At 41.0% G+C, this 23,466-nt stretch carries 24 protein-coding genes; 14 read left to right on the forward strand and 10 right to left on the reverse strand.

Annotation, left to right across the window (positions count from 1 at the left end):
- Positions 1-12: 12 nt before the first annotated feature.
- The 3 genes from acs to D1367_RS01970 all read left to right on the forward strand — a co-directional run bounded on the left by acs (position 13) and on the right by D1367_RS01970 (position 3,630).
- Positions 13-1,986 carry an acetate--CoA ligase gene (acs, locus tag D1367_RS01955; RefSeq protein WP_118162238.1) on the forward strand — a complete coding sequence of 658 codons (1,974 nt, stop codon included), beginning with the start codon at positions 13-15 and terminating at the stop codon, positions 1,984-1,986.
- Between the two features lie 316 nt (positions 1,987-2,302).
- Entirely contained in the window at positions 2,303-2,506 is a 204-nt protein-coding gene (locus D1367_RS32590) for a DUF4365 domain-containing protein (RefSeq protein ID WP_267255574.1), read from the forward strand.
- A gap of 443 nt (positions 2,507-2,949) precedes the next feature.
- Positions 2,950-3,630, forward strand: a complete 681-nt coding sequence (locus tag D1367_RS01970; protein WP_118162240.1) for a tetratricopeptide repeat protein — start codon at positions 2,950-2,952, stop codon at positions 3,628-3,630.
- Between the two features lie 91 nt (positions 3,631-3,721).
- On the opposite strand, the gene D1367_RS01975 is transcribed toward D1367_RS01970, so the two are convergent.
- The gene (locus D1367_RS01975; RefSeq protein WP_118162242.1) at positions 3,722-5,146 is read right to left on the reverse strand and encodes a hypothetical protein; all 1,425 of its coding nucleotides are present in this window, start codon (positions 5,144-5,146) and stop codon (positions 3,722-3,724) included.
- A 121-nt stretch (positions 5,147-5,267) separates the two neighbouring features.
- Here D1367_RS01975 and D1367_RS01980 point away from each other — a divergent pair, with 121 nt between their 5' ends.
- Together D1367_RS01980 and D1367_RS01985 are read left to right on the forward strand one after the other, a co-directional pair.
- Positions 5,268-6,026 (forward strand): Uma2 family endonuclease, encoded by a 759-nt coding sequence (locus tag D1367_RS01980; protein ID WP_118162245.1) that lies wholly within the window; start codon positions 5,268-5,270, stop codon positions 6,024-6,026.
- A gap of 251 nt (positions 6,027-6,277) precedes the next feature.
- Positions 6,278-6,538 carry a MoaD/ThiS family protein gene (locus D1367_RS01985; protein ID WP_118162247.1) on the forward strand — a complete coding sequence of 87 codons (261 nt, stop codon included), beginning with the start codon at positions 6,278-6,280 and terminating at the stop codon, positions 6,536-6,538.
- Between the two features lie 151 nt (positions 6,539-6,689).
- Here D1367_RS01985 and D1367_RS01990 read toward each other — a convergent pair whose 3' ends face one another.
- Both D1367_RS01990 and D1367_RS01995 read right to left on the reverse strand, forming a co-directional pair.
- Complete coding sequence (locus D1367_RS01990) at positions 6,690-7,565, reverse strand: lysophospholipid acyltransferase family protein (RefSeq protein WP_118162249.1); 876 nt, start codon at positions 7,563-7,565, stop codon at positions 6,690-6,692.
- A gap of 214 nt (positions 7,566-7,779) precedes the next feature.
- Complete coding sequence (locus D1367_RS01995) at positions 7,780-8,478, reverse strand: glutathione binding-like protein (RefSeq protein WP_118162252.1); 699 nt, start codon at positions 8,476-8,478, stop codon at positions 7,780-7,782.
- A gap of 374 nt (positions 8,479-8,852) precedes the next feature.
- On the opposite strand from D1367_RS01995, the gene D1367_RS02000 reads away from it, so the two are divergent.
- Complete coding sequence (locus D1367_RS02000) at positions 8,853-9,818, forward strand: class I SAM-dependent methyltransferase (RefSeq protein WP_118162254.1); 966 nt, start codon at positions 8,853-8,855, stop codon at positions 9,816-9,818.
- On the opposite strand, the gene D1367_RS30345 is transcribed toward D1367_RS02000, so the two are convergent.
- From D1367_RS30345 to D1367_RS02010, 3 genes are read right to left on the reverse strand one after another with little or no spacing between them, the layout of a single operon-like run.
- Entirely contained in the window at positions 9,774-9,929 is a 156-nt protein-coding gene (locus tag D1367_RS30345; RefSeq protein ID WP_181985035.1) for a hypothetical protein, read from the reverse strand. The genes D1367_RS02000 and D1367_RS30345 overlap by 45 nt on opposite strands.
- Positions 9,930-9,935: 6 nt before the next feature.
- Positions 9,936-10,703, reverse strand: coding sequence for a class I SAM-dependent methyltransferase (locus D1367_RS02005; RefSeq protein ID WP_118162256.1), 768 nt, complete (start codon positions 10,701-10,703; stop codon positions 9,936-9,938).
- Positions 10,704-10,737: 34 nt separating this feature from the next.
- Positions 10,738-11,427, reverse strand: coding sequence for an SDR family NAD(P)-dependent oxidoreductase (locus D1367_RS02010; protein WP_118162259.1), 690 nt, complete (start codon positions 11,425-11,427; stop codon positions 10,738-10,740).
- 378 nt (positions 11,428-11,805) lie between these two features.
- On the opposite strand from D1367_RS02010, the gene D1367_RS30350 reads away from it, so the two are divergent.
- The 5 genes from D1367_RS30350 to D1367_RS02035 all read left to right on the forward strand — a co-directional run bounded on the left by D1367_RS30350 (position 11,806) and on the right by D1367_RS02035 (position 17,324).
- Positions 11,806-11,946: a hypothetical protein gene (locus D1367_RS30350; RefSeq protein WP_181985036.1), complete on the forward strand. Its 141-nt coding sequence runs from the start codon at positions 11,806-11,808 to the stop codon at positions 11,944-11,946.
- Between the two features lie 692 nt (positions 11,947-12,638).
- A complete protein-coding gene (locus tag D1367_RS02020) occupies positions 12,639-12,986 on the forward strand; it encodes a hypothetical protein (RefSeq protein WP_181985037.1) in 348 nt (115 codons plus the stop codon).
- Between the two features lie 25 nt (positions 12,987-13,011).
- Complete coding sequence (locus D1367_RS02025; protein ID WP_118162263.1) at positions 13,012-15,282, forward strand: hypothetical protein; 2,271 nt, start codon at positions 13,012-13,014, stop codon at positions 15,280-15,282.
- Entirely contained in the window at positions 15,239-15,925 is a 687-nt protein-coding gene (locus tag D1367_RS02030) for an OmpA family protein (protein WP_228674666.1), read from the forward strand. Before D1367_RS02025 ends, D1367_RS02030 begins: the two co-directional genes overlap by 44 nt.
- 13 nt (positions 15,926-15,938) lie before the next feature.
- A complete protein-coding gene (locus D1367_RS02035) occupies positions 15,939-17,324 on the forward strand; it encodes an EH signature domain-containing protein (RefSeq protein WP_118162268.1) in 1,386 nt (461 codons plus the stop codon).
- A gap of 215 nt (positions 17,325-17,539) precedes the next feature.
- Here the strand turns inward: D1367_RS02035 and D1367_RS02040 are convergent, their stop codons facing one another.
- Together D1367_RS02040 and D1367_RS02045 are read right to left on the reverse strand one after the other, a co-directional pair.
- Positions 17,540-17,893, reverse strand: coding sequence for a DUF5615 family PIN-like protein (locus D1367_RS02040; protein ID WP_118162270.1), 354 nt, complete (start codon positions 17,891-17,893; stop codon positions 17,540-17,542).
- The gene (locus tag D1367_RS02045) at positions 17,890-18,126 is read right to left on the reverse strand and encodes a DUF433 domain-containing protein (RefSeq protein WP_118162273.1); all 237 of its coding nucleotides are present in this window, start codon (positions 18,124-18,126) and stop codon (positions 17,890-17,892) included. The genes D1367_RS02040 and D1367_RS02045 overlap by 4 nt, the downstream gene beginning before the upstream one ends.
- Positions 18,127-18,398: 272 nt before the next feature.
- Here D1367_RS02045 and D1367_RS02050 point away from each other — a divergent pair, with 272 nt between their 5' ends.
- Both D1367_RS02050 and D1367_RS32600 read left to right on the forward strand, forming a co-directional pair.
- The gene (locus D1367_RS02050) at positions 18,399-19,121 is read left to right on the forward strand and encodes a TerC family protein (protein WP_118162275.1); all 723 of its coding nucleotides are present in this window, start codon (positions 18,399-18,401) and stop codon (positions 19,119-19,121) included.
- A gap of 14 nt (positions 19,122-19,135) precedes the next feature.
- On the forward strand, positions 19,136-19,261 hold the full coding sequence (locus D1367_RS32600; protein WP_276469596.1) for a hypothetical protein: 126 nt from the start codon (positions 19,136-19,138) through the stop codon (positions 19,259-19,261).
- Here D1367_RS32600 and ndk read toward each other — a convergent pair.
- A complete protein-coding gene (ndk, locus tag D1367_RS02055) occupies positions 19,238-19,687 on the reverse strand; it encodes a nucleoside-diphosphate kinase (protein ID WP_118162278.1) in 450 nt (149 codons plus the stop codon). The two genes, D1367_RS32600 and ndk, sit on opposite strands and share 24 nt — an antisense overlap.
- A gap of 223 nt (positions 19,688-19,910) precedes the next feature.
- On the opposite strand from ndk, the gene speA reads away from it, so the two are divergent.
- The gene (gene speA / locus D1367_RS02060) at positions 19,911-21,923 is read left to right on the forward strand and encodes a biosynthetic arginine decarboxylase (RefSeq protein ID WP_118162281.1); all 2,013 of its coding nucleotides are present in this window, start codon (positions 19,911-19,913) and stop codon (positions 21,921-21,923) included.
- Between the two features lie 316 nt (positions 21,924-22,239).
- Here the strand turns inward: speA and D1367_RS02065 are convergent, their stop codons facing one another.
- Positions 22,240-23,409 carry a nucleotidyltransferase family protein gene (locus D1367_RS02065; protein ID WP_118162284.1) on the reverse strand — a complete coding sequence of 390 codons (1,170 nt, stop codon included), beginning with the start codon at positions 23,407-23,409 and terminating at the stop codon, positions 22,240-22,242.
- Positions 23,410-23,466 lie beyond the last annotated feature (57 nt).

Genomic DNA, 23,466 nt, shown 5'->3' on the forward strand with positions numbered 1-23,466 from the left:
TCATAACTAACCATGTCTCAACCAACTATAGAATCAATCCTCCAAGAGAATCGCCTATTTCATCCTACCTCGGAATTCTCGCAAAATGCCCATATCAAAAGCCTGGAAGACTATCAGCGTTTTTATGAGCAAGCCAAAGCCGATCCGCAGCAATTTTGGGCAGATTTGGCTGGAACAGAATTAGAATGGTTCCAAAAATGGGATACAGTATTAGACTGGCAACCACCTTTTGCTAAGTGGTTCGTTGGTGGTAAAATTAATATTTCTTACAACTGCCTTGACAGACATCTCACTACCTGGCGCAAAAATAAAGCCGCATTGATTTGGGAAGGAGAACCAGGTGATTCGCGTACCCTCACTTACGCCCAACTGCACCGGGAAGTTTGCCAGTTCGCTAATGTGTTGAAGCAACTGGGTGTACAAAAAGGCGATCGCGTTGGTATTTATATGCCGATGATTCCCGAAGCTGCGATCGCTATGTTAGCCTGTGCCAGAATTGGCGCACCACACAGCGTAGTATTTGGTGGTTTTAGTGCCGAAGCTTTACGCGATCGCTTAATCGATGCTACAGCTAAACTGGTAATCACGGCTGATGGTGGTTGGCGCAAAGATGCGATCGTTCCTCTCAAAGAACAGGTAGATAAAGCCTTAGCTAATGGTGCTGTTCCTAGTGTAGAAAATGTCCTCGTTGTCAAGCGCACCGGACAAGAAACTTATATGCAGTTGGGGGGACGCGATCATTGGTGGCATGATTTGCAAAAAGGTGTATCAGCCGATTGTCCCGCCGAACCGATGGACAGCGAAGATATGCTGTTTGTTCTCTACACTTCTGGCAGCACGGGCAAACCGAAGGGTGTTGTGCATACAACTGCTGGTTATAATTTGTATACCCATATCACCACCAAGTGGATCTTTGACCTGCAAGACACAGATGTATATTGGTGTACCGCAGATGTAGGTTGGATTACGGGACACAGCTACATTGTCTATGGCCCGCTTTCCAACGGTGCAACCACCGTGATGTATGAAGGTGCGCCCCGTGCTTCTAATCCTGGGTGTTTCTGGGATGTAATTGAAAAATACGGCGTTAATATTTTTTATACCGCACCTACGGCAATTCGGGCATTTATTAAGATGGGTGAACACCATCCCAACGCGCGAAACTTGTCTTCATTGCGTTTGTTGGGAACCGTTGGCGAACCAATTAACCCCGAAGCTTGGATGTGGTATCAGAAAGTAATTGGTGGCGATCGCTGTCCAATTGTTGATACTTGGTGGCAAACGGAGACAGGCGGTATCATGATTACACCGCTACCAGGGGCGATTCCCACCAAACCCGGTTCTGCAACTCTTCCCTTCCCTGGAATTATTGCAGATGTCGTAGATTTAGAAGGAAACACCGTACCCAATAACGAAGGCGGTTATCTAGCAGTGCGACATCCGTGGCCAGGAATGATGCGGACAGTCTACGGCGATCCAGAACGCTTCCGCCGCACCTACTGGGAACACATTCCGCCCAAAGATGGTAACTATATTTACTTTGCTGGTGATGGCGCTAGACTTGATGAAGACGGCTACTTTTGGGTAATGGGTCGTGTGGATGATGTATTGAATGTATCAGGACACCGACTCGGTACAATGGAAGTAGAATCAGCTTTAGTTTCGCATCCAGCAGTCGCAGAAGCGGCGGTAGTGGGTAAACCCGATGAACTTAAGGGTGAAGAAGTAGTTGCTTTTGTGACATTAGAAGGCACTTATCAGGGAAGTGAGGAACTGAGTAAAGAACTCAAACTGCACGTTGTCAAAGAAATCGGTGCGATCGCACGCCCCGGAGAAATCCGCTTTACAGACGCTTTGCCGAAAACGCGATCGGGTAAGATTATGCGGCGCTTGCTGCGAAATCTAGCCGCCGGACAAGAGGTATCTGGAGATACTTCGACATTGGAAGATAGAAGCGTGTTGGATAAATTGCGGGAAGGCGCGTAAGTAATTCAAGAGTCTGTTAACAACAAACTAACACAAAGCAATTCTTAATAATGTAGGGTAGGCAAAACAGCCTGCCCTTTGCTAAACAGGCTCAATTAAAATAGCTTATCCAGCACCAACTTATATAGTAGGTATTGATGAAATTCAAGAGGTAGGTTACATGGTTTCTGCAAATGGTGAAAGTCTTAAGTCTATGTCAAGCCTTTCTACTCAATTTAAAATTATCAAACAAAATAGGAAGTTGATGATTTTTGGAGCAGATACCATACTAATCACTTAGTTTCCAAATTTGCCGATCAAGACTGGAGATAAAACAATGAAAACCACAGCACCTTGGTATATTGGAAGACGCGCAGAATCTCTTGCCATTGTTTACTTAACTCGTCGTGATGACTTGATTATTTCTCAGCCAACACCAAATCAAGGATTAGACTTTTTAATCACAATTAACAAAGATGGAGTTTATACTGGAAGACTCTTTGGTATTGAAGTAAAAGCAACAGATTCTACATCGAATTGAAAGAAGCATAATGATATTTTAAACTTAGACAAAAATAGATTGAGTAGACTAGAAACATTGAAAGTTTACCATTCCCAGTTTGCCTATTTTTATTTATTTTAGAGAACGATCAAGGTTATTATAAATGGATTTTAGAACCTAAAATAAATGGACAAAAGCAAGTTAGTTTGAACTTTAACGAAGATGATGAACTGAAAAAACTTGATGACAAAGAAATAGCTAATATTATTTTAAGTGTAAATAGTTGGTATGACCAGAGAAATAATATATGAACATGCACATACAAATTTATTCTTATAAAAAAATAGGCGCGATCACCCGCCCCTAAAATTTTAATGACACCGTGCCGTCAGTATATTGACACACTTTTTAGGGAATTGCAGACTTACTAATGCATCTTCACATTATTATAAGAATAGAACATTATTGAGGCATTCAGAGCGATGAAGGTAAAACGCAAACTGAAATCAGCATTTGTTCAATCTTTTAGCGGTATGACGCTGAGTATTATCACTGTAATTGGTTTATCACCATTAGCGTTAGCGGTTCCTGCAAAAGTTTCTTTGCATTCGCCTGGACAGTCGATTCAGAGACAACCACAAAAACTAGCACAGTTTTCAGACACAGGGCCATCAGAGCGATCGCAGATGCTGCAACAAGCCAATGCTTTATTTAATCAGGGAGAGTTGACAGGTGCAGAGGAAAATTTACGCAAATTCGTTAAACAATTCCCAGACGATGCCTTTGGACACTTTCAACTAGGAAATGTGCTTTTTCGGCAAAAGAAACCAGAAGAAGCAATTAGCGCTTATCAAGAAGCCATTCGCCTCCAGCCAAAATACGCTCTGGCTTACAATGCGATGGGTATGGTTTACGCAAGCCAAAGTCGCTGGGAAGAAGCTATTACTCAATATAAAAAAGCTCTAGAAATTAATCCTAATTATGGCGAGGGGCTGACTAATTTTGCACTGGCATTGTGGCAAACAAATAAAAAAGACGAGGCATTATCTTCTTTAGAAAAAGCTTTAAAAGTCTTCAAAGAACAGAATAGAGGTGAAAAAGTTAACCAAGTCGAACGAATCTTGCGAGAGATTAAAACGGCTGATGATCCTAGTGTTTCATGAAAATCAGCAGGTAAACCAATGCTGTAAGATATCGTAACATGTAGGGTATGTTGCTAAAATTTAACTTACCCTACATTGTTACTTATTTCTTTTAAAAAATAATTTTTCGCATATTCTCAACTTTTTTCTTAAAATCCGATTGCTCTTTCAACCTATGTAATGGGCCTTTATATTTTTCAATTTCATCTATTAGTTCCTTAACTGCCGGAGCCGAAACTTTTAATTTCATCATGTTTAAAAGTTCACGATACTTACTTTGACATAAGTTATGCTGAAGTTTACTAGCAATCATTGTGTTATTGAAAGACAAAATTACCATAACTGCTTGAGTTGTGTCGAATCGTTCAATGAGAGACTTATAGCTAGTTTCAGCATTGCGGGAAATTCCATTTCCATTAGTAATAAAAACTTCTACTAGCCCCAAAATATACTTTTCACGTATTTGAAGAGGAACCTGTCCCCTGTTATTAATAAGTGTCTCTAATGCTTTTGCAAATGGTGGTTCATTATTGAAGTTATCCCACCCGCGATGAGCATTAAGTAAGTTATCAACAGCAGTATCTATTTCTGCGGATAAAAGAGCTTCAGGAATATATGATTTTCCTGAAACTATTTCCAAAAACTCGAGGGCACGCTTTGCTTCTAGTTGATCATTATTTGCAACAAACCTGCCATACTTAGTCCCAAATTGCTGACGTGCCTGCTCATCGACTCTATCCCATAGATGAGGTATTAGCCTATGAAGATTTTGTCTTGTCTGTGGTGTTGTATCTAAGCGTGTGTATATGCCAAATAATCCTGATGCTAAATTGTTAGTTTGTTCTTGGTTAAGCTCTATAAAAAATGCTGCTATTTGTTTAGCATCCGATTCGGAAATATTATTTTTTTTAATATTTTTGAGAAATTTTTGTATTTCTATTGTTCCATTAGACAAAGGTAAAGAAATAACTTCTTTAATACAGGTTTCCAACCAAGAAATTAGGTTTAAACCCGTAATCTCGTTCTGATTTGGATGAGCAGCACTCACCCAATTACGCATATATCTGATTGTATCTAAATGCTTGTATCCAATCTCTGAAATTAACCCTATCTTTCTGCCACCCTCAATTAATTCACTGTCATTTACTTTAACTAAATCATCTTCTGAATTCAGATTTTTACGTTTTTCTGGGCTATTTACGGCATTATCATAAAAATATGAAATATCATATTGAGATACACGCTTTCTTAACTCTAAAATTGTTTCGTCCCACAAGTAATTTAATGCTGCATCAAATAAACCTGATGCTACAGCAGCAATATATTTAGAGATGTATACAGAACGGGGCTTTTGCTCATCATTAATCTTTGATAGTACATCGGTGAGATTTCTAAAAACAATTACACGCTCATTTACTGAAACTAATACAGAGTCAGTTGGTAAACCTTGTTCTGTTAAAAAACCTAACACACTTGCTTCAAAGTTATTTAACTGGGAACTATAGCTTGGCTGTGTAATTATGTCAGACGAGTTCATTTTTTTCTTGGATTACTTTTATGCAATGTATTGTAGTTGTAATATAAAAAAAGTGCCAACTTTCAGTAGTATACAAAATCATAATTTACAATAAAATCATAGAAACCTTTGGTTAAAGCCTATGACTTCCCTATCGGCATTAACTTTACCTGATCACACCCAGTTACCAGACTCAGATGGTACATTTGTAAAAAATCTTCAGGAGCATCCGCAAAGCATCTTAATTACAGATTCAATTAAACCTGTTTTAGAGCAACTTTATCCTAACGGTCAATATTGTATTGGACAAGATTCTGGCATCTACTGGCGATTGACAGATCCTCCTGAGAAAGGGGCTGAAGCACCAGACTGGTTTTATGTACCCAATGTACCACCGACCCTTGACGGTAAAATGCGGCGTTCTTATGTGCTGTGGAAGGAATATGTTGCGCCCTTGATTGTAATTGAATTTGTCTCTGGAGATGGTTCAGAAGAACGAGATAAAACACCGCCATCTCAAGGAGAAGGTGGGAATGTTGGTAAGTTTTGGGTTTATGAGCAGGCAATTCGAGTGCCTTATTATGGAATTTATGAAGTAGCAAAAGCGCAAGTGGAAGTTTATCACCTAGTGGATAATACTTATCAACTGATGAAACCCAATGAACGAGGACATTACCCAATTCTTCCTATGGGCGTAGAGTTAGGAATCTGGCAAGGATTTTATCAGAATGCAGAGTTACCTTGGTTGCGCTGGTGGGATGCACAAGGAAATTTACTGCTAACAGGTGAGGAACGGGCTGTGATTGAGCGACAAAAGCGGGAGAGAATTGTAGAAAAATTGCGTACTCTCTCTATTGAAGAACTCAACGCTTTAGGAATTGAACCAGAAATGTTGGATTAAGAAACATTTTTTCGCCATTAACTTATGAAATCATCTACTTAGGGACTTCCAAGTAAAAAAATATTCCATTGCTATTGTTCACTGTTGACCGTTGACGGTTCACGGGTTTTCAGTCAACAGTCAACAGTCAACGACTTTAATGTGGAATAATTTATTTTTTGGAGTTCCCTTAGTAATGTATAATTAAGCCCAAGAGTTCAGGGTGCTTGTCAAGTATTAAACTACTTGCTGGTACTGCCAAAGCATTTTGTATGTCTAAATCTGCAATCACCGTTACCGTCAAATTGTTCGCTGCTTATCAAGAAGCCTTTAGGGTTTCGGAACTGGTGCTGGAATTTCCCAATAGTATACCAGTCAAAACAGTATGCGATCGCCTCATAGCTGAACACCCCGAACTCTCCCAATGGCGTGAGGTTACCCGCTTTGGAATTAATCTAATATTTGTCGAACCAGATACCCTACTACAAGACGGGGATGAAGTTGTGCTGATTCCACCAGTCAGTGGCGGGTAGTAAAAAAGTTAGGAGTTAGGAGTTAGGAGTTAGGAGTTAGGAGTTAGGAGTTGGGAGTTAGGAGTTAGGAGTTGGGAGTTGGGAGTTGGGAGTTGGGAGTTGGGAGTTGGGAGTTGGGAGTTGGGAGTTGGGAGTTAAAGATTCAAAACTGCTAACTCAATCCTCTGGAATCAAATTGGTTATAATTAGCAGTTAGCTTCACTAAGCGATCTAACTCTTGCTGCATCTGACTTACAACTAATTCATAACATTCATTGACATAGTGGCGATCGCTGGCTGCTTCAGAACCGTAGCGTTGAAATACAATTTGCGGACAAACCTGCGTGTACATAGACATAGGTAATGGAATGTTGGGTAACGGGCCAATTGCTAACCCCCAAGGCAGTCCGAGATAAATCGGAAAAACTTCTGGATCAATCCCCAACAGCCAAGGCATCCCCCATTCATGGAGTTGCTGCACAATTTTGTAGCAGTCAGCCAGCACAATCAGCGTATCGTGAGCGCCCCAAGAAATCACAGGGACAATCGGCACATTTTCCCGCAACGCTAACTTGATAAATCCTTGCCGCCCCGCAAAGTAGATTTTGTTACGTAAATAATGCGGTCGAAAGACATCTTCGGCTCCACCTGGATAAACTAGTACACTAGCTCCAGAGCGCAAGGCAGTGTAAGCCATTTTCGGATGAGCAATAATTGCTCCAGCCTTGGCGGCCAGTTGCGCTAGTGGCGGGCTAACCTGCCAAGCTTTGGGATGCATCAAACCATAAACGGGTTGCTCCACACCAAATCGTCGGAACCAGTCGTACATCATCATTCCCATATCGGGAGCCGCCAGTCCCCCATTATGCGAACCGACAAGTAGGACTTTTTCTTGGGGTGGAATATTATCCCAGCCACTAGTTTGAACTCGGAAATAGTAGTCATAGAAAAAGCCAAGCAGAGGCATCAGAGATTCTATGAATTTTGGATCTCGCTCATCCAAAGACCAACCGGGTTTTTTGTTTATGAGATGTTGCTTTTTTGACATCGATGCATTCTAACAGGATTGGTAAAGCTCAAAATAATTCATAATTGATAATTAATAATTCATAATTACAATTAGTGTAAATTAATAATGCAAGCCGATGCATTAACAAGACGACCGACGCATTGGCATTGCATATTACAAAACTTAATTCGCTACGAATTAATGAAATCCTGTACTTAGCGATCGCCACAATCACAAGATAATTTCATTAGGCTCAAGGTTGAATAGTCTTCGCCGATTGGTTAAATAACAAATCTCGTGACTTATCTGGATCAAGCGCTTGAGTTTTCAGTTCTTCTGCTTTCTCATAAGCGCGAATTGTTGCCGGACGGGCTTTAATTGCCTCAAACCACCGTTTGACGTGAGGAAAATCTTCTAGATTCTGACTTTGGCGCTCATAGGGCACAATCCAGGGATAGACAGCAATATCGGCGATAGAATAATCGCCAGCCACAAATTCTCTATCTGCTAGTTGCTTATTCAGCACTGCATATAAGCGTCCCGTCTCATTCACATAGCGGTTAATCGCATAGTCTATTTTTTCGGGAGCGTAGGCGTTAAAGTGATGATTTTGTCCCGCCATTGGCCCCAGCCCTGCCATTTGCCAGAACAACCATTCTAAAACTTGAATGCGATTACGTAAATCTTCAGGGATTAATTTCCCGGTTTTTTCTGCTAAATACAGCAAGATTGCACCAGACTCAAATACCGAAATTGGCGTACCTCCATCTGCGGGTTCGTGGTCAACGATCGCCGGTATACGATTATTAGGAGAAATCTTTAAAAATTCGGGTTTAAATTGATCGCCAGCCCCAATATTCACAGGAATTATGGTATATTGCAAACCGACTTCTTCTAAGAAAATCGTAATCTTATGACCGTTTGGGGTTGTCCAATAATAAAGATCAATCATGGTTATTTTTCCTCAAATTGTGCGATTGTTTTTTAAGTGAATGGTGCGGACACCTCTTTCGCATTTCTCACCAAATCTGAAAAAATGGGGGTAATAACTGCAAAAATGTATATAACGTAAGCATTTTAGCACTTTATATCCAAAAGTATTGCCCTAGAGGTAAGATGGAAAATCGCTGTCAGGTATGGAGCTAAAGCCCCATACGGGACTATTGTGCTGGGCTATTACTGATTTTGCATTATTAAAAAAGACGAGATGCTTACAAAAAATTAACTTTTTAGCTCATCTGTAGAGAAGATAGCGCTTTTCCAGAAGTTGGTGAAGTTAAATTGTCAATCACAAACCTAGAATTTCAAGGACTTAGAGAGTAAATTATGAGTGAAAAAACAGTAAAAGTGATTGAAGTAAACTTATTCCCAAAAGGAGATTATGTTTCGTCAGGATTTATCACTATTCAGCCAGATTCCTATTTTCCCAATATAAGTTTAGGGAATAAATATGATTCTTTTTGGCTTTACTTGCGGCGGGATATTACTCATAACTGGTACGTCGATAAGCGAAAGCAAAATGTAGGATTTGTCAGCAGAGATGAAGCTCATATTTTATACAATACAGCCTTAAAATTTCAGGGTAAGAAAGCTTTAGAAATAGGTTGTTGGATGGGTTGGTCAGCGTGTCATTTGGCTTTAGGAGGAGTAGAGCTAGATGTAATCGATCCGATGCTATCCGAACAATTATTTAATGAAAGCGTCACAGAGTCACTAAAGTCGGCAGGTGTTAAGGAATCTGTGAATCTAATACCAGGATGTAGCCCTGAAAAAGTAGAAGAGATAGCAAATAAATTTCAACGGAAATGGTCATTGATATTTATAGATGGTAATCACGAAGCACCAGCACCGCTCAACGATACAATTATTTGCGAACAATTTGCAGAAGCAGATGCTTTAATTTTATTTCATGATTTGGCTTCTCCCGACGTAGGCCAAGGTTTGGACTACTTAAAAGAGAAAGGGTGGAACACAATGGTGTATCAAACTATGCAAATTATGGGAGTTGCATGGCGGGGAAATGTTGAGCCTGTAATACACCAGCCAGATCCTAAAATTAACTGGCCCTTACCTCCACATTTACAAGGTTATTTTGTAAGTGGTTCAGTTGAAACTGCGACAGAAGATAAATTTGCAGAAATTCTTAGAGCAGTTCGACCATATACTTTATTGAGTGAAAGAAAGTTATTCTCGCTTTATAGTCAGGCAAAACAACTATATTGTTATCTTTTTTGGCTGCCAAAAATGTTACGACAAGCGATCGCTAGAAACAAACCTATCAAGCATGACTAGTTTTAACAATTGCAATATTCGTCTATCTACTGCAAATAAGCCATCACTAGCAACACATCGCCAGCCGCTAGTGATGGCTTTCTCTGGATGAAACATTGTCCAATTTTGCATACTTTTTCATAGCGGTGCTTTGGCGATCGCAGCCCAAACTCTATGGTGAACCTGAAGAATTGGTGTAGGATATCTTGCTTCGAGTAATGTCGCCAATTCCTGATCAAATACTTCTACCAATTCTTGTGTCAAGCTGGCTCCCACGCCTGCACTAGCACGAATTCGTCCCCGCCAAGCCTCGTGTGTATAAGACACAAAAACATCGTAAGAAAATGTGCGGATTTCTCGGAATCCTCCTTCGCCAATGTCTTGTAACCACAAGGGATACATTCCATTACCGCCATCCAAATTCCACGCTGGATTATGAGCCTTGATCAGTTGTTCTGTTGCTTCAACTACATTACCTTTTAAAGGTATCCAATCAAAATGAGCGATCGCGATCGAGCCATTTTTTCTCAATATTCGAGTAATTTCTTGGACAGCACGGGGACGATCAAACCAATGCCAACACTGTCCTGCTGTCACCACATCCGCACTTGCGTCTGGTAACTCGGTATTCTCGGCAGTTGCGACTCGATAATCTACTTTGAGTTCGATAGATTCGCTTAACAGTCTCGCTTGTTCTAAAAGTGAAACTGATGGATCTATGCCAATCACATAAGCACCTCTATCGGCAAAGCCCCGCGCTAGTGTTCCTGTTCCAGTACCAAGGTCAACAATATTCTGCCCTGGTAAACCAATACCATATTCAGACAGTTTGTTAAATAATGAACTGGGAAAGCCAGCGCGGTGTTTTGCATAATCAGTAGCAGTTGCACCAAAATCAATATTCATACCTGCAAAACTATTCTTGTAACAATTGTTTTAGCTAAAAGTTCTCTACCCACGGACGTAGTTCTACTTCATAAGTCCAAGCACTGCGGGGTTGGCGGAGAATGCTGAGATAAGTTTGAGCGATCGCATCCGGGTCAAGAGTACTATCAGGATTATCTACTGGATTTTGGCGAACTGCTGAACGGATTACACCATCAATTACGAAATGCGCCACATGGATATTCTTTGGTGCTAATTCTCTAGCAATACTTTGAGCCAAACCGCGCAGTGCAAATTTACCCATTGCAAAGGGAGCAGACTGAGCATAACCCTTAACACTCGCTGAAGCTCCAGTAAAGAAGATAGCACCGCCGCCAAGTTGCAAAAACCTTTTGGTAGCAGCTTGGGCAACCAGAAAGCCACCATAAGCAGTTACATCTAGGGTTTTTGCCACCTCACCAGGGTCTAGATCAACAAGAGGCCCCCGCACTCGGTAACTAGGATTGTAAACGACAATATTTGGGGAACCAATTTTATTATCAATATCAATAAATAACTGTTCTACTTCATCTGGCTTTGAGGCATCAGCAGCAAAACTAACTGCGCCAATTTCACTGCTCAATTGAGTGAGTTTTTCAATTTGGCGAGCTGCTAAAGCTACGGTGAAACCCTCTTTGGCAAATAGGCGGGCTAAAGAAGCGCTTAGTCCACTACCTGCACCGACAATTAAAGCTGTTGTTGCCATATTTGAAACCTGTAGTGCTATATTCTGCCTAGCTTAGAGCTTTTCAAGCGTGCTATTCGATTAAGACATTTATAGATTAAGATTTGAGCGTAACTTGAAGATAACAGCCAGAAGTCTCGATTACGCATTCCCAACCAGAGGGCGTTGAGGGTAGAGGTGATGGAATTTGCTCTAGGCTGTGATATTTCCACAGTTTCGCTGTTGTTGGTTAATCAGCTATTTCAGACTTGTGTGTACACCGTAGCCCAAGCATCGAGGAGGGTTGGGGAGGGGTGTACCTGATGTAGTTGCAAAACGTTGTATTACTGCTCAAGCTCGGTTCTGAAGGAAATATTCATAAACTCTTACCATATTTTTGTTCTCATAAGCTAATTTTAGATGCGAACTGACAGTAGTCTATTGCGATCGCATTCACTAAATGTAAAAACCTTTGGTGTATTGACTTATACGGAAATTACCCAATTTGCACTGCGATCGCACACATTCAACCCTCTTCAAAATACACTACAACCACGTTAAGCTAGATTAGAGTAGCAATTTATTGCGCTTTTTAATATGAAAATCATAGTATCGTATTTCTAGGCTAATAATCTTATCTTTATAATGGAAAATTTAGTTTTTGGTCTTCCTCTAGACTAAAAATCAATAGTTTATAAACAAAGCCTGCGTAAGTAGGCTTTGTTTGCTTTTTCTCTGGCATAACCTGGAAAATATTAAGTATAAAACCGCTATAGCTATAGGGTAGGGTGTTGACTTTGATGGAATTTCCCCATTTTTGGTTCATGCAACTTTTGTGTCCCTGTGAGCGCAAAGTCTATGTTAAATAAACTTTTGGCCAAATAGACACCAGATATTTTGCATGAATTTTGACCCCCTAAAAAGGTACAAAGTCAACAGCCTAGCTATAGGGTGTGTTACCGCGTTAGTGTAATGCAATATTTTGGGTTTTCGGTGCGTTACGAAAGCTGTAATATAAGTACCTGTGCAAAATTAATTGTATATTAGCATTGTCTGAAATGCTTGTCACAAGGTCATTCCAGCTTAAATAAATCCTCAATTAATTTTGCGTGAGTACCTATTATATAAATTTTTAACGCCTAAAGAGCAGTTTTACATCAAAAATTACTTTATAACTTTAGCAAAAAAGTTAAATAAGTTTCCATTTTGGGAACTATAGACCTATTGAAGCTCAGGCAGATAGGTGAAAAGCATTGATTAGTGAAACTGCAAAACTATTCTACCCCTCGGTGGAGAAATTGGTTAACGAGATTGTGGCAGTTAACCACGCTTGGAAAGTGGCTTGTGAATTATTTGGACAAGATTCACCCCTATCTATTTCTTCACGGGATTTAAAAACCTGTTTGCAGGTGCGTTTGTTGCGAAGCTATGCACCAGAACAGGTTTATTTAATTGAGGATAAAGAATCAGAAGGTGAACAACTTTACAGCTTACGTCTGCGAGAACCTATAGGGAACCGCCTGTATGCAGAACATCTGCCAATGCGGATAGCTGAAAAAGTTCTTGCGGATAAAGAATTAGAGAAATTCAAAAAGATATAACCAAGATAAACAAGAGGGGTGCAGTGTGGAAATAGCAAAAGTTTGGGACATTATTTGGGATAACGAACCTTTTCATTGGGCAACTGCTTTTGTATTAGTAGTCGCAGTTATCGTCGAGTTTTACACTCTATGGCAGTATTGGCGCTCAGAGTGTGGCACAACTGAAGCCGCAATTAAATTTATCAAAAAGGGTAAAAATGTAAAGCTTTCAAACGAAGTTCGCCAATGGTTAAAAGATCATTTAGGAACCGATGACTCTAGTAGATTCAAACAACAAGATGGTAATTTCATACTGATAAAGTATCCATCTGTCTTAGCCCATCCCATACCTCGTAGTTCCCTGCGCTTTGTGACAACCTTGTGTACTGCTATTGGCGTTTTAGGAACCTTTTACGGTATCCAGCAGGGACTGCAAGGAATCAATTTATCCACAAAAGATTCTCAGGAACTGATGACTGCCAGTACGGAACTATTGATGGGGATGAAAACAGCTTTCTCCACTTCTTTGATGGGGCTTGGTTCTGGTAGTATATTCACCTTAGTTTTGTTTGGGTGTGATTCGCTAAGGCAGGAACGGCGTGATAGTTTGCGTCAAAAATTGAAGGCGATCGCAACTTTAAAAACGGCAGACAATAGCAACCATGAAGTAGCTGAAGCACTTAGTCTTGTAGCAAAAAACTTGACCGGGTTAAAGCAGCTAAATGCAGAAGGCATTGGTCAAGCTGTAGGTAGGAGTATTGCAGAACAATTCGCAGGTTTAAATCAATTGTCAGCCCAAGCTATTGGTCAAGCTGTAGGTCAGCAGATTAAGCCAGCCTTGGGAGAAATATTCAAAGAACAGAAAAAACTCCGAGAAATTAAAGAAAACCAGGGACAGAGAGTTTTAGAAGAACTCATCAAAGATTTGCGAATTCAGGTACTCGAACCCATTGCAGATAGACTCGATAGAAGTGCAGAGTTAACCCAACAAGCTTCCGAAGCTGTGCTGACCCTGCATAGAGAATTGAGTGGTATATCTCAAAGTTTGGCAAGTTCCATCCTGACAATTGAGAACTTTCAAAAAAAGACTTTGGTAGAACTCCAAGAATTTGCTAAGAATTTGGGAGACACTCTCAATCAATTTAAAACAGATACAAGAGGGGTTTTACAACAAACAGCCGACGAAATTAATCGAGCTGTAGATCAGAGTATCCAGGGAATGACAGCCCAGCGAAGTGCTTTTGAAGCAAGTGCAGTGCAAGCTGCTGCTACCTTCCAAGGAATTCGAGAAGAACTTCAGACAGCGTTACAAGAACGCGCAACAGTAGAACAGCAGATGCTTCAAGCATTTGCTAACAATATGGGACAAACTTTGAGTCAATTCCAAACTGAAACTACAGGAGTTATACAACAAACATCTCACGAAATTAATCGAGCTGTAGATAAGAGTATCGAAGGAATGACAGCCCAGCGAAGTGCTTTTGAAACAAGTGCAGTACAAGCTGCTGCTACCTTCGCAGGAATTCGGGAGGAACTGCAAAAAGCGCTACAAGAACGCGCAATAGTAGAACAGCAGATGCTTCAAGCTACTAAGACTGGAATTATCCAAATTCTCACCCAAGCAAATAAAACCTTTCATGAGCAAACTAATACTCTACAAACAGTGGGTAATCAAGCTTCGGGATTGATGAATGATGCGAAAGATAATCTTCTGGCTACTTTAGTAAATATTGATGCGACACTCACAGCAACTCGCCATACAGTAGAAGATGATTTGACAAGATTTAGAGAAGAATATCAAACAAATTTACAGACATTCTTTCAACAACAAAACAACTTACTTGAGGGCACGCTAGGCAAACAACGAGATGGATTATCTGGGGTTGTGAACAATCTTGATCAAGTCTTCCGAGAGGAATTTGAAAGACGTAGTGAATTGACTCAAGAAGTTGACAAAAGTATGACTAAAATTCAGGAGTCTGTCGAACAAATTAACAAATTAGTTAGTGCAGCTGGATTAAACGATGCACAACGACTAATCCAACTAGAAAATCTTGCTCGTGGTATTGGTCAGGAAGTGCAAAAAGTGGACAATTTATACAGAGATTTGAATCAAAAACTTGACAATAGCCTTCAGTCTTGGCAGGGTCATCTTGAAGTTTCTATGCAAAGGACTGTTGACTCACAGTTAAGCTTTTTCCAACAAGCAGATACTTCTATGGCTAAAGTTTGCGGAGGTTTACTAGAGACAGCAAAAGTTCTAGTTGCTGTACATGATAACCGCCAATTTGGTAATGGTGGAAGCAATCATGGATGATTTTATCAGAGGTGAAATTGATGCAGAGATTATAGAGGATGATGACTCTAGTATCTATCTGTCTATTGGCGATCTGATGTCTGGTTTACTAATGTTTTTTGCTTTGCTATTTATTACTGCCCTACTCCAGCTTGCACAAAAGGATGTACCAAAACGGGTAGTAATTGGTAATGTTGTGGGACAGATGAAAAGCAACAATATCAATGTCAAAGTAAACCCAGAAACAGGGGATGTCAGTATCCAAGAATCAATTCTTTTTGCTAAGGGAAGTACAGAACTTAAACCAGAAGGTAAAGCCTTCCTACGTCGCTTTATTCCTGTTTATAGTGGGGTTATTTTCTCAAAACCAGAATTTGAGCAGGAAATTAGCCGCGTAGTTATAGAAGGTCATACTAGCTCAGATGGAGACGATAAAACTAATCTACAACTAAGCTTGTTGCGATCATCATCAGTTTACAACTACATTTTTTATGATATGAATTTCCCTACCAAAGCACCTTTAAGCCAGAAAATATTAGCTGCTGGTCGTGGAGAAATTGAATCTGACAAGAAACGTGATAATCCAGGCGATCGTAAGGTAGTTTTTCGCTTTCAGTTTCGCAGTGATGAGTTAAAGAAAGATATTCTAAAAACCTCTCTTTAAAGGAGCTAAAACATTGAATTCTCAGTTTTGCATTCCTTCCCTACCTGAAACTCCCCACTGTAGTCCTAATCAACTTATTCAACTTGCAAGTAAGTTACCAGATGCAACAATATCAATACCAAGTGTTGATAAAGTATTAGAAGCTATTGAACAGGGTAAAGCCGATCAACTAAGTAAGTTGGACTGGATTTACTGCATCCATGCTAAAGCACAGTGGGATCAGCAAAATATTGACCGATCTAGGAAAACATCAGCAGCCATTTGGAAGGTAGCAATTTCTAACTCATGGTTGCAACATCAGCTATTGTGGCGTTTAGCTGTTTATTATGGCGATCGGCAAGAACAGGTGTTAGCACAGTCTTTAGCTGAATCTTTTGATATCTTTGCTAATTCTGACTTAGTTAGTCACCTGCTACCAGTTCAAATTATTCGGGCGTTTCGCAGTACAAAAGCAGGTATAGAATTAGCAAAAATTGCTTGTGAACAGCGTATTAATCGAACTGAATTACTAAATATAATCAAAGAAGATTTACCTATTTGGATTCCATTATTCAGCAGATTTATAGAAGAAATAACTCCCTATTTTACTACAATTCGCTCTCCAAATCAGCAGCAAGTAAGATGGTTGTTAACTTGTTTAGATGAAATGTCAGATAGTCAGCAAATAAATGCTGTTAATCATTTACTCACTAATCTTTACAATAATATAGCAAGCAATCATTCTTTGCTGGTTGATTGGTTGAAACACAACTATAGAAATGGTGAAAATTGGTATAAACTTTCAGATCCAGCAAGGCAAAGACTTCGAGAGTGGATTGGAGGTATCAATTATAGTGATTTCCAAAAGTTAGTAAATCTCATATTGAACAAGCTGGATTTAGAAAACTTCGAGTCAAATCGCCTATGTAGTCGCAGGGATTTTTGGGCTAATTACAGTAACCGCTTTGAACGGCTTCGTATCTTGTTACCCAAGACATCACAAATTGCCATAGGGTATGAAATCCAAGGTGATGTTGATCTATTAGAGGATGATGGTAGCGACCCAACAGAGGTTTGTATATTCGATTTTGGTGAGTGGTTTGTAGTCGAATTCTTTCGTGGAAGAGGTAGTGAGACGCGCCTGTTTCCGAAAAATTCCAGAAATGAGCAAATCCTTTTTGGTGAATCCACGCTTTCAGTCAAGCGGATTCGTTGTCTGGGTGGCGATAAGCACGATCATGAATTTCTTTGGCAATTCTTTTGCCGCCAATGGCTTGCAAATAAGGGAATTAACCCAAATCCAGGTACTGAACCTTACAGAAATCCGACAGCAGATCAATTACAACAGCGAGAAAACAGGCTTGGGCGGTGGAAAAGAGAAATTGAATATCTGGAACGGCAACATCGAGTCTATGTGTGATGTTAGAAATTTTATCGAACAGAATTCAGGAGTCAGGAGTCAGAATTCAGCAATGTTTTCTGTATGACACAACGACCGGCTCAGTGCATCGCTGGCGGATGAATAACGGGCGTTTTTGCACCCCCACCAAATTGAAAATTTGGTGGTCATCAATCCTGCGCCGGTCTGAATCCCCGACTGATTGATTCTGACTCCTGAATTCTTCTTCAAAGAGACTACTGATGCACAATAATGGTGTCTCGACTTATTTCAATATAGGAATGCTGCTTAAACAATTCAACTACAGATTGCAAGTTAGCTATAAATAGAGATTCCAATTCTGAGTTATTGATATTCCCTGTCGTGATTAAAAGGAGTTTATAAGGTTGCTGAACTGTTAAAAAAGAGTTGACAAAATCCACATCTTTAGTAATTAAAATTCGATTTTGTTGAATTGATACGGTATTAATCTCATTATCTGGCGTAGCATTTTCCCTTGGTAAGTCTCTGGTGTGGATCGTGTCATAACCTAAAGTTTTGATAAAACGGGCAAGACGAACTGGTAATTGAGCATCGATAATAAATTTCATGAGGCGATTCGATGAATGCTTTTGACTTGGCTGAGTCGAGCGGCAAATAACAAGACAGCCAAAATATCTTTAGATTCTAAATCGTCATAATCCGCCAATATTTCCTCAGTACTCATGCCAGAACTGAGCAGTTCCAAAATAAACTCAACTGGATAACGAAGTCCTCGAATGCAGGGTTTACCGTGGCAAATATTTGGATTATGAGTGATGCGTTGTAGAAGTGTGTTATCCATAAACTCTTACCATATTTTTGTTCTCATCTTCTAATTTTAGATGCGAACAGACAAGAGTCCATTGCGATCGCATTCACTAAATGTTAAAACTTTGGATGTATTGACTTATACGCAAATTACCCTACTTCCACTGTGATCGCATACATTCAACCCTCTTCAAAATCCACCACAAGCACGTTAAGCTGGATTAGAGTGGCAATTTATTGCGATTTTTAATTATATAAATCTCTGTTCTTGTCAAATTTTAATTTTTTCTGCTTGAGAAACCCGGAATGCTAGACCAAATTTTTAATTACCTCGACTTTCATTTCAGCGTTGAAGCCCCTATAGTTCTGCTGATCCTGGTGCTTTTAGAGGCGCTGTTATCTGCCGACAATGCCATCGCCCTGGCTGCGATCGCTAGGGGGCTAGAAGACAAAGAACTTGAGCGTAAAGCTTTGAACTTTGGTTTAGTCGTTGCTTATGTGCTGCGAATCACCTTGATTCTGACTGCCACTTGGGTACAACAATTCTGGCAATTTGAATTATTAGGCGCTGCTTATCTGCTTTGGTTGGTATTCCAACACTTTACCTCAGAAGAAGCCAAGGACGATCACCATCACGGGCCGCGTTTTACTTCGTTGTTGCAAGCGATACCAGTGATTGCATTTACAGATTTGGCATTTTCTTTGGATAGTGTGACAACTGCGATCGCAGTTTCTCAAGAAAAATGGCTAGTGCTGACTGGTGCAACAATTGGGATTATTACGCTGCGATTCATGGCAGGATTGTTCATCCGTTGGCTAGACGAATATGAAAACTTAGAAGATGCAGGCTATGTAACTGTGGCCTTGGTGGGCTTGCGCTTGTTGTTGAAAGTGGTCAACGATAGTTTAGTTCCACCAGAATGGATCATGATTGCTGCAATCTTCCTAATTTTAGGCTGGGGATTTTCCAAGCGTGTTGGTACCCAATTGCCCCAAGTAGAACCAGAAAAGAGCGAAGTCTCTAAATAAGTGAGGAGTGAGGAGTGAGGAGTTATGAATTTTCAACTCCTAACTTTTGTACAGACGCGATTAATCGCGTCTCTACTACTAACTTTTGTACAGACGCGATTAATCGCGTCTCTCCATTACTCGTGCAACCAAGGTGTTAAATGTGGTTGCCAATTTACTAATTCTTCATCCTTAAACCATAGGGCTATTTCCTTTTGCGCGGTTTCAGGAGCATCAGAACCGTGGATTAAGTTACGACCAATATTTATGCCAAAATCGCCGCGAATCGTTCCTGGCTCTGATGTTAAGGGGTTCGTCGCACCAATAATCTTTCTGGCAGATGCAACAACACCATCACCTTCCCATACCATCGCCACCACTGGGCTAGAAATGATAAATTCCACTAAACCGGCAAAAAACGGACGTTCCCGGTGAACATCATAGTGTTGTTCGGCCAATTCCCGACTGACTTGCAGGAACTTCAAGCCAACTAGGGTAAAACCTTTAGTTTCAAAGCGACGGATAATTTCCCCCACTAACCCCCGTTGTACTCCATCTGGCTTAATTGCTAAGAATGTACGTTCCATTGCGATCTCCCAAAGCTTAATAAAGTTTTTATTTTGTCATTAGTCATTTGTCAAGAGTCATTTGTCTAAGGGTAAGGGTTTTGCACTCTTGACTAATGACCAATGACTAATGACTCTTGACCAATCAGAGTTTATCTCAGAAATTATCATTGGGTGCATATACGTTCCCAAATGAATGCGTTAAATTGTTAAATCGTGGGCGAAAAACAGAGGTTAGGAAGAAATGGGTGCTGATTCAACTGCTACATCTGACGAGGTGGTACTACCGTCCAATGGACACAAAGAAGTGAAAAATCATAAGCAAAAAAAGCTGTTACCACCTAGTCCTAACACAGGAGATTTACCTCGCTCCTGGAAAATTGAGGATAGTGAAGCCTTGTACCGCATTGAAGGTTGGGGACAACCTTATTTTTCCATTAGCGCTGCTGGTCACGTTACCGTAGCACCCAAAGGCGATCGCGGGGGATCTCTTGACTTGTTTGAATTGGTCAACTCTATGAAACAGCGCAACTTGGGACTTCCCATGTTGATTCGCTTTTCTGATATTTTGGAAGACCGGATTGAGCGGTTGAACGCTTGTTTTGCCAAAGCGATCGCTCGCTACAATTACCCTGGTGTCTACCGTGGCGTGTTTCCGGTCAAGTGCAACCAAGAGCGGCATTTGATTGAGGATTTAGTGAAATTTGGCAAACCCCATCAATTTGGATTAGAAGCTGGTTCCAAGCCAGAATTAATGATTGCTCTGGCTGTGTTGGATACACCAGGAGCATTGTTAGTTTGCAACGGCTACAAAGACCGGGAATACATCGAAACGGCAATGTTAGCCCAAAGACTAGGGCAAACACCAATCATCGTCTTAGAACAGATTGAAGAGGTTGATTTGGTAATTGATGCCAATCGCCAGTTAGGTATTAAGCCAATATTAGGTGTTCGTGCTAAACTCAGTACCCAAGGTATGGGACGTTGGGGAGCCTCCAGTGGCGATCGCGCTAAATTTGGTTTGACAATGCCTGAAGTAATCGAGGCTGTTGACAAATTACGCGAAGCTGACTTGCTCGATTCTTTGCAGTTGATGCACTTCCACATTGGCTCACAAATTTCTGCTATCAATGTAATTAAAGATGCCATCCAAGAAGCCAGCCGCATTTATGTAGAATTGTCGATGCTGGGGGCGGATATGAAATACCTTGATGTTGGTGGTGGCTTGGGCGTAGATTATGACGGTTCCCAAACCAACTTCTATGCATCGAAAAATTACAACATGCAGAACTATGCCAACGACATCGTAGCAGAGTTAAAAGATACCTGTGCAGAGCGGCAGATTCCCGTACCAACACTGATTAGTGAAAGTGGACGAGCGATCGCTTCCCATCAGTCAGTGCTGATTTTTGATGTTCTCAGTACTAGTGATGTCCCTCTCGACATCCCAGAACCTCCACAAGAGGGAGAATCCCCAATTATTAATTATCTTTGGGAAACTTACCAATCCATCAACCAAGAGAATTATCAGGAGTTCTACCACGATGCGGCACAATTCAAAGAAGAAGCCATCAGCCGCTTCAACTTAGGAATATTACGCCTTAGAGAACGAGCCAAAGCCGAACGCCTCTACTGGGCTTGTTGTCAGAAAATTCTTACCATCACTAGACAGCAAGAGTACGTACCCGATGAACTGGAAGACCTAGAGAAAATCATGGCTTCCATCTACTACGTGAATATGTCAGTGTTTCAATCAGCACCAGATTGCTGGGCGATCGATCAGCTATTCCCGATTATGCCAATCCACCGCTTGGATGAAGAACCAACGCGGCGGGGAATTTTGGCAGACCTTACCTGCGACAGTGATGGTAAAATAGACCGCTTTATAGACCTGCGCGATGTCAAATCGGTTTTAGAGTTACACACCCACAAGCCCGGAGAACCCTATTATTTGGGAATGTTCTTGAATGGAGCTTACCAGGAAATCATGGGCAATTTGCACAACCTATTTGGGGATACTAACGCCGTTCACATCCAATTAACGCCCAAAGGCTACCAGATTGAACACATTGTCAAAGGTGACACCATGAGCGAAGTGGTAAGCTACGTCCAGTATGACTCCGAAGATATGGTGGAAAACATTCGCCAGCGCTGCGAGAAAGCATTAGAAGAAAAGCGCATTACCCTAGCAGAATCTCAGCGACTGCTACAAACCTACGAGCAGAGTCTCAGAAGATATACGTACTTAAATAGTTAGGAGTTAGGAATAAAGTTAGGAGTGAAGAGTTAGGAGTTAGGAGTGAAGAGTTAGGAGTTAGGAATAAAGTTATAGCAGTGTTCAGATAGCTTAGGACATTGGTAAATCGTCAGAGAACGGCTATCACGCTATCCATAGCAGACTTGTCCTAACCAGGATGGCAGCCGCTATAAAAGTTAGGAGTGAAGAGTTAGGAATAAAGGTGATAACTCCAAACTCCAAACTCCAAACTCCTAACTCCAAACTCCTAACTCCTAACTCCTAACTCCAAACTCCTAACTCCAAACTCCTAACTCCAAACTCCTAACTCCTAACTTTAACTTGCGTTTGTCCCCAACAATTCCTCTATCGCTTGTAGCTCAAGAGGGGTATGTAATGGCGGAGTCTGACGAGCATCGGTAATCAGCCAGTCTAAAGCAGCCGCTTGAACATCTATTGCAGCGCCAGTTTTATCCACGCAATAACGTCCAAACACCAGCTTATCGACTAAACGGACTCCTGGCCCCAGGCGCGACCATTCAAAAATGACGCTGTTTTCCACTGTTGCGCCACTGCATATCCAACAATTAGGGCCAATCATCGCTGGGCCGACAATTTTAGCTCCGTCTTCTATTCTCGTCATCCCGCCAATGTAAACTGGGCCTGTGATATCCACTTTGTCCCAATTTACGGCGACATTTAAGCCAGTGTAGATGCCAGGGGCGACTTCATGACCAGGAATTTGCACATTCTTGATTTCACCGAGCAGTACACCGCGAATCGCCCGCCAATAATCTGGTACTTTACCAATATCTACCCATTCAAAGTCCATAGGGATGGCGTAGAAAGGGGCTTTGATTTCCACTAATTTGGGAAACAATTGGCCACCAATATCATATTCGACACCAGAGGGGATATAGTTAAACACCTCTGGTTCAAAGATGTAAATACCTGTGTTGATGTTGGTGCTGAGGGCTTCTTCAGTTGAAGGTTTTTCTTGGAAAGCTTTAACACGCCCCTCTTCGTCTGTTACCACCACACCGTAGCTAGAAACTTCTTCTTTGGGAACAGATTTTGTAATAATAGTAGCGATCGAGCCTTTAGCTCTATGCCATTTAACTGCGGCAGTTAAATCCAAATCAATTAAAGCATCACCGCATAACACCACAAAGGTATCATCAAAAAAGGGCGAGAAATCTTGGATGCGGCGCATCCCTCCAGCTGAACCAATTGCTTCGCCTTCCAGTTTCCCGTTGTCATCAATTTTTCCTTCAAAGGAATAGGCAATTTGCACTCCAAACCGTTGACCGTCACGAAAATAGTTTTCTATTTCCTCAGCCAAATGACTAACATTGACCATAATTTGGTCAAATCCATGTTGGCGTAACAGTTCCAGCAAGAACTCCATCACTGGCTTTTGCAGGATGGGAATCATTGGTTTGGGAATTGTATAGGTAATCGGACGCACGCGAGTACCCTTGCCAGCCGCGAGAATCATCGCTTTCATAAAAATTTATTCCTCAACCACAAGCCAGTTTACTTTCATCGAGTGATACTTAATCAT

It is taken from the genome of Nostoc sphaeroides (genome assembly GCF_003443655.1).
GTDB lineage: Bacteria > Cyanobacteriota > Cyanobacteriia > Cyanobacteriales > Nostocaceae > Nostoc > Nostoc sphaeroides.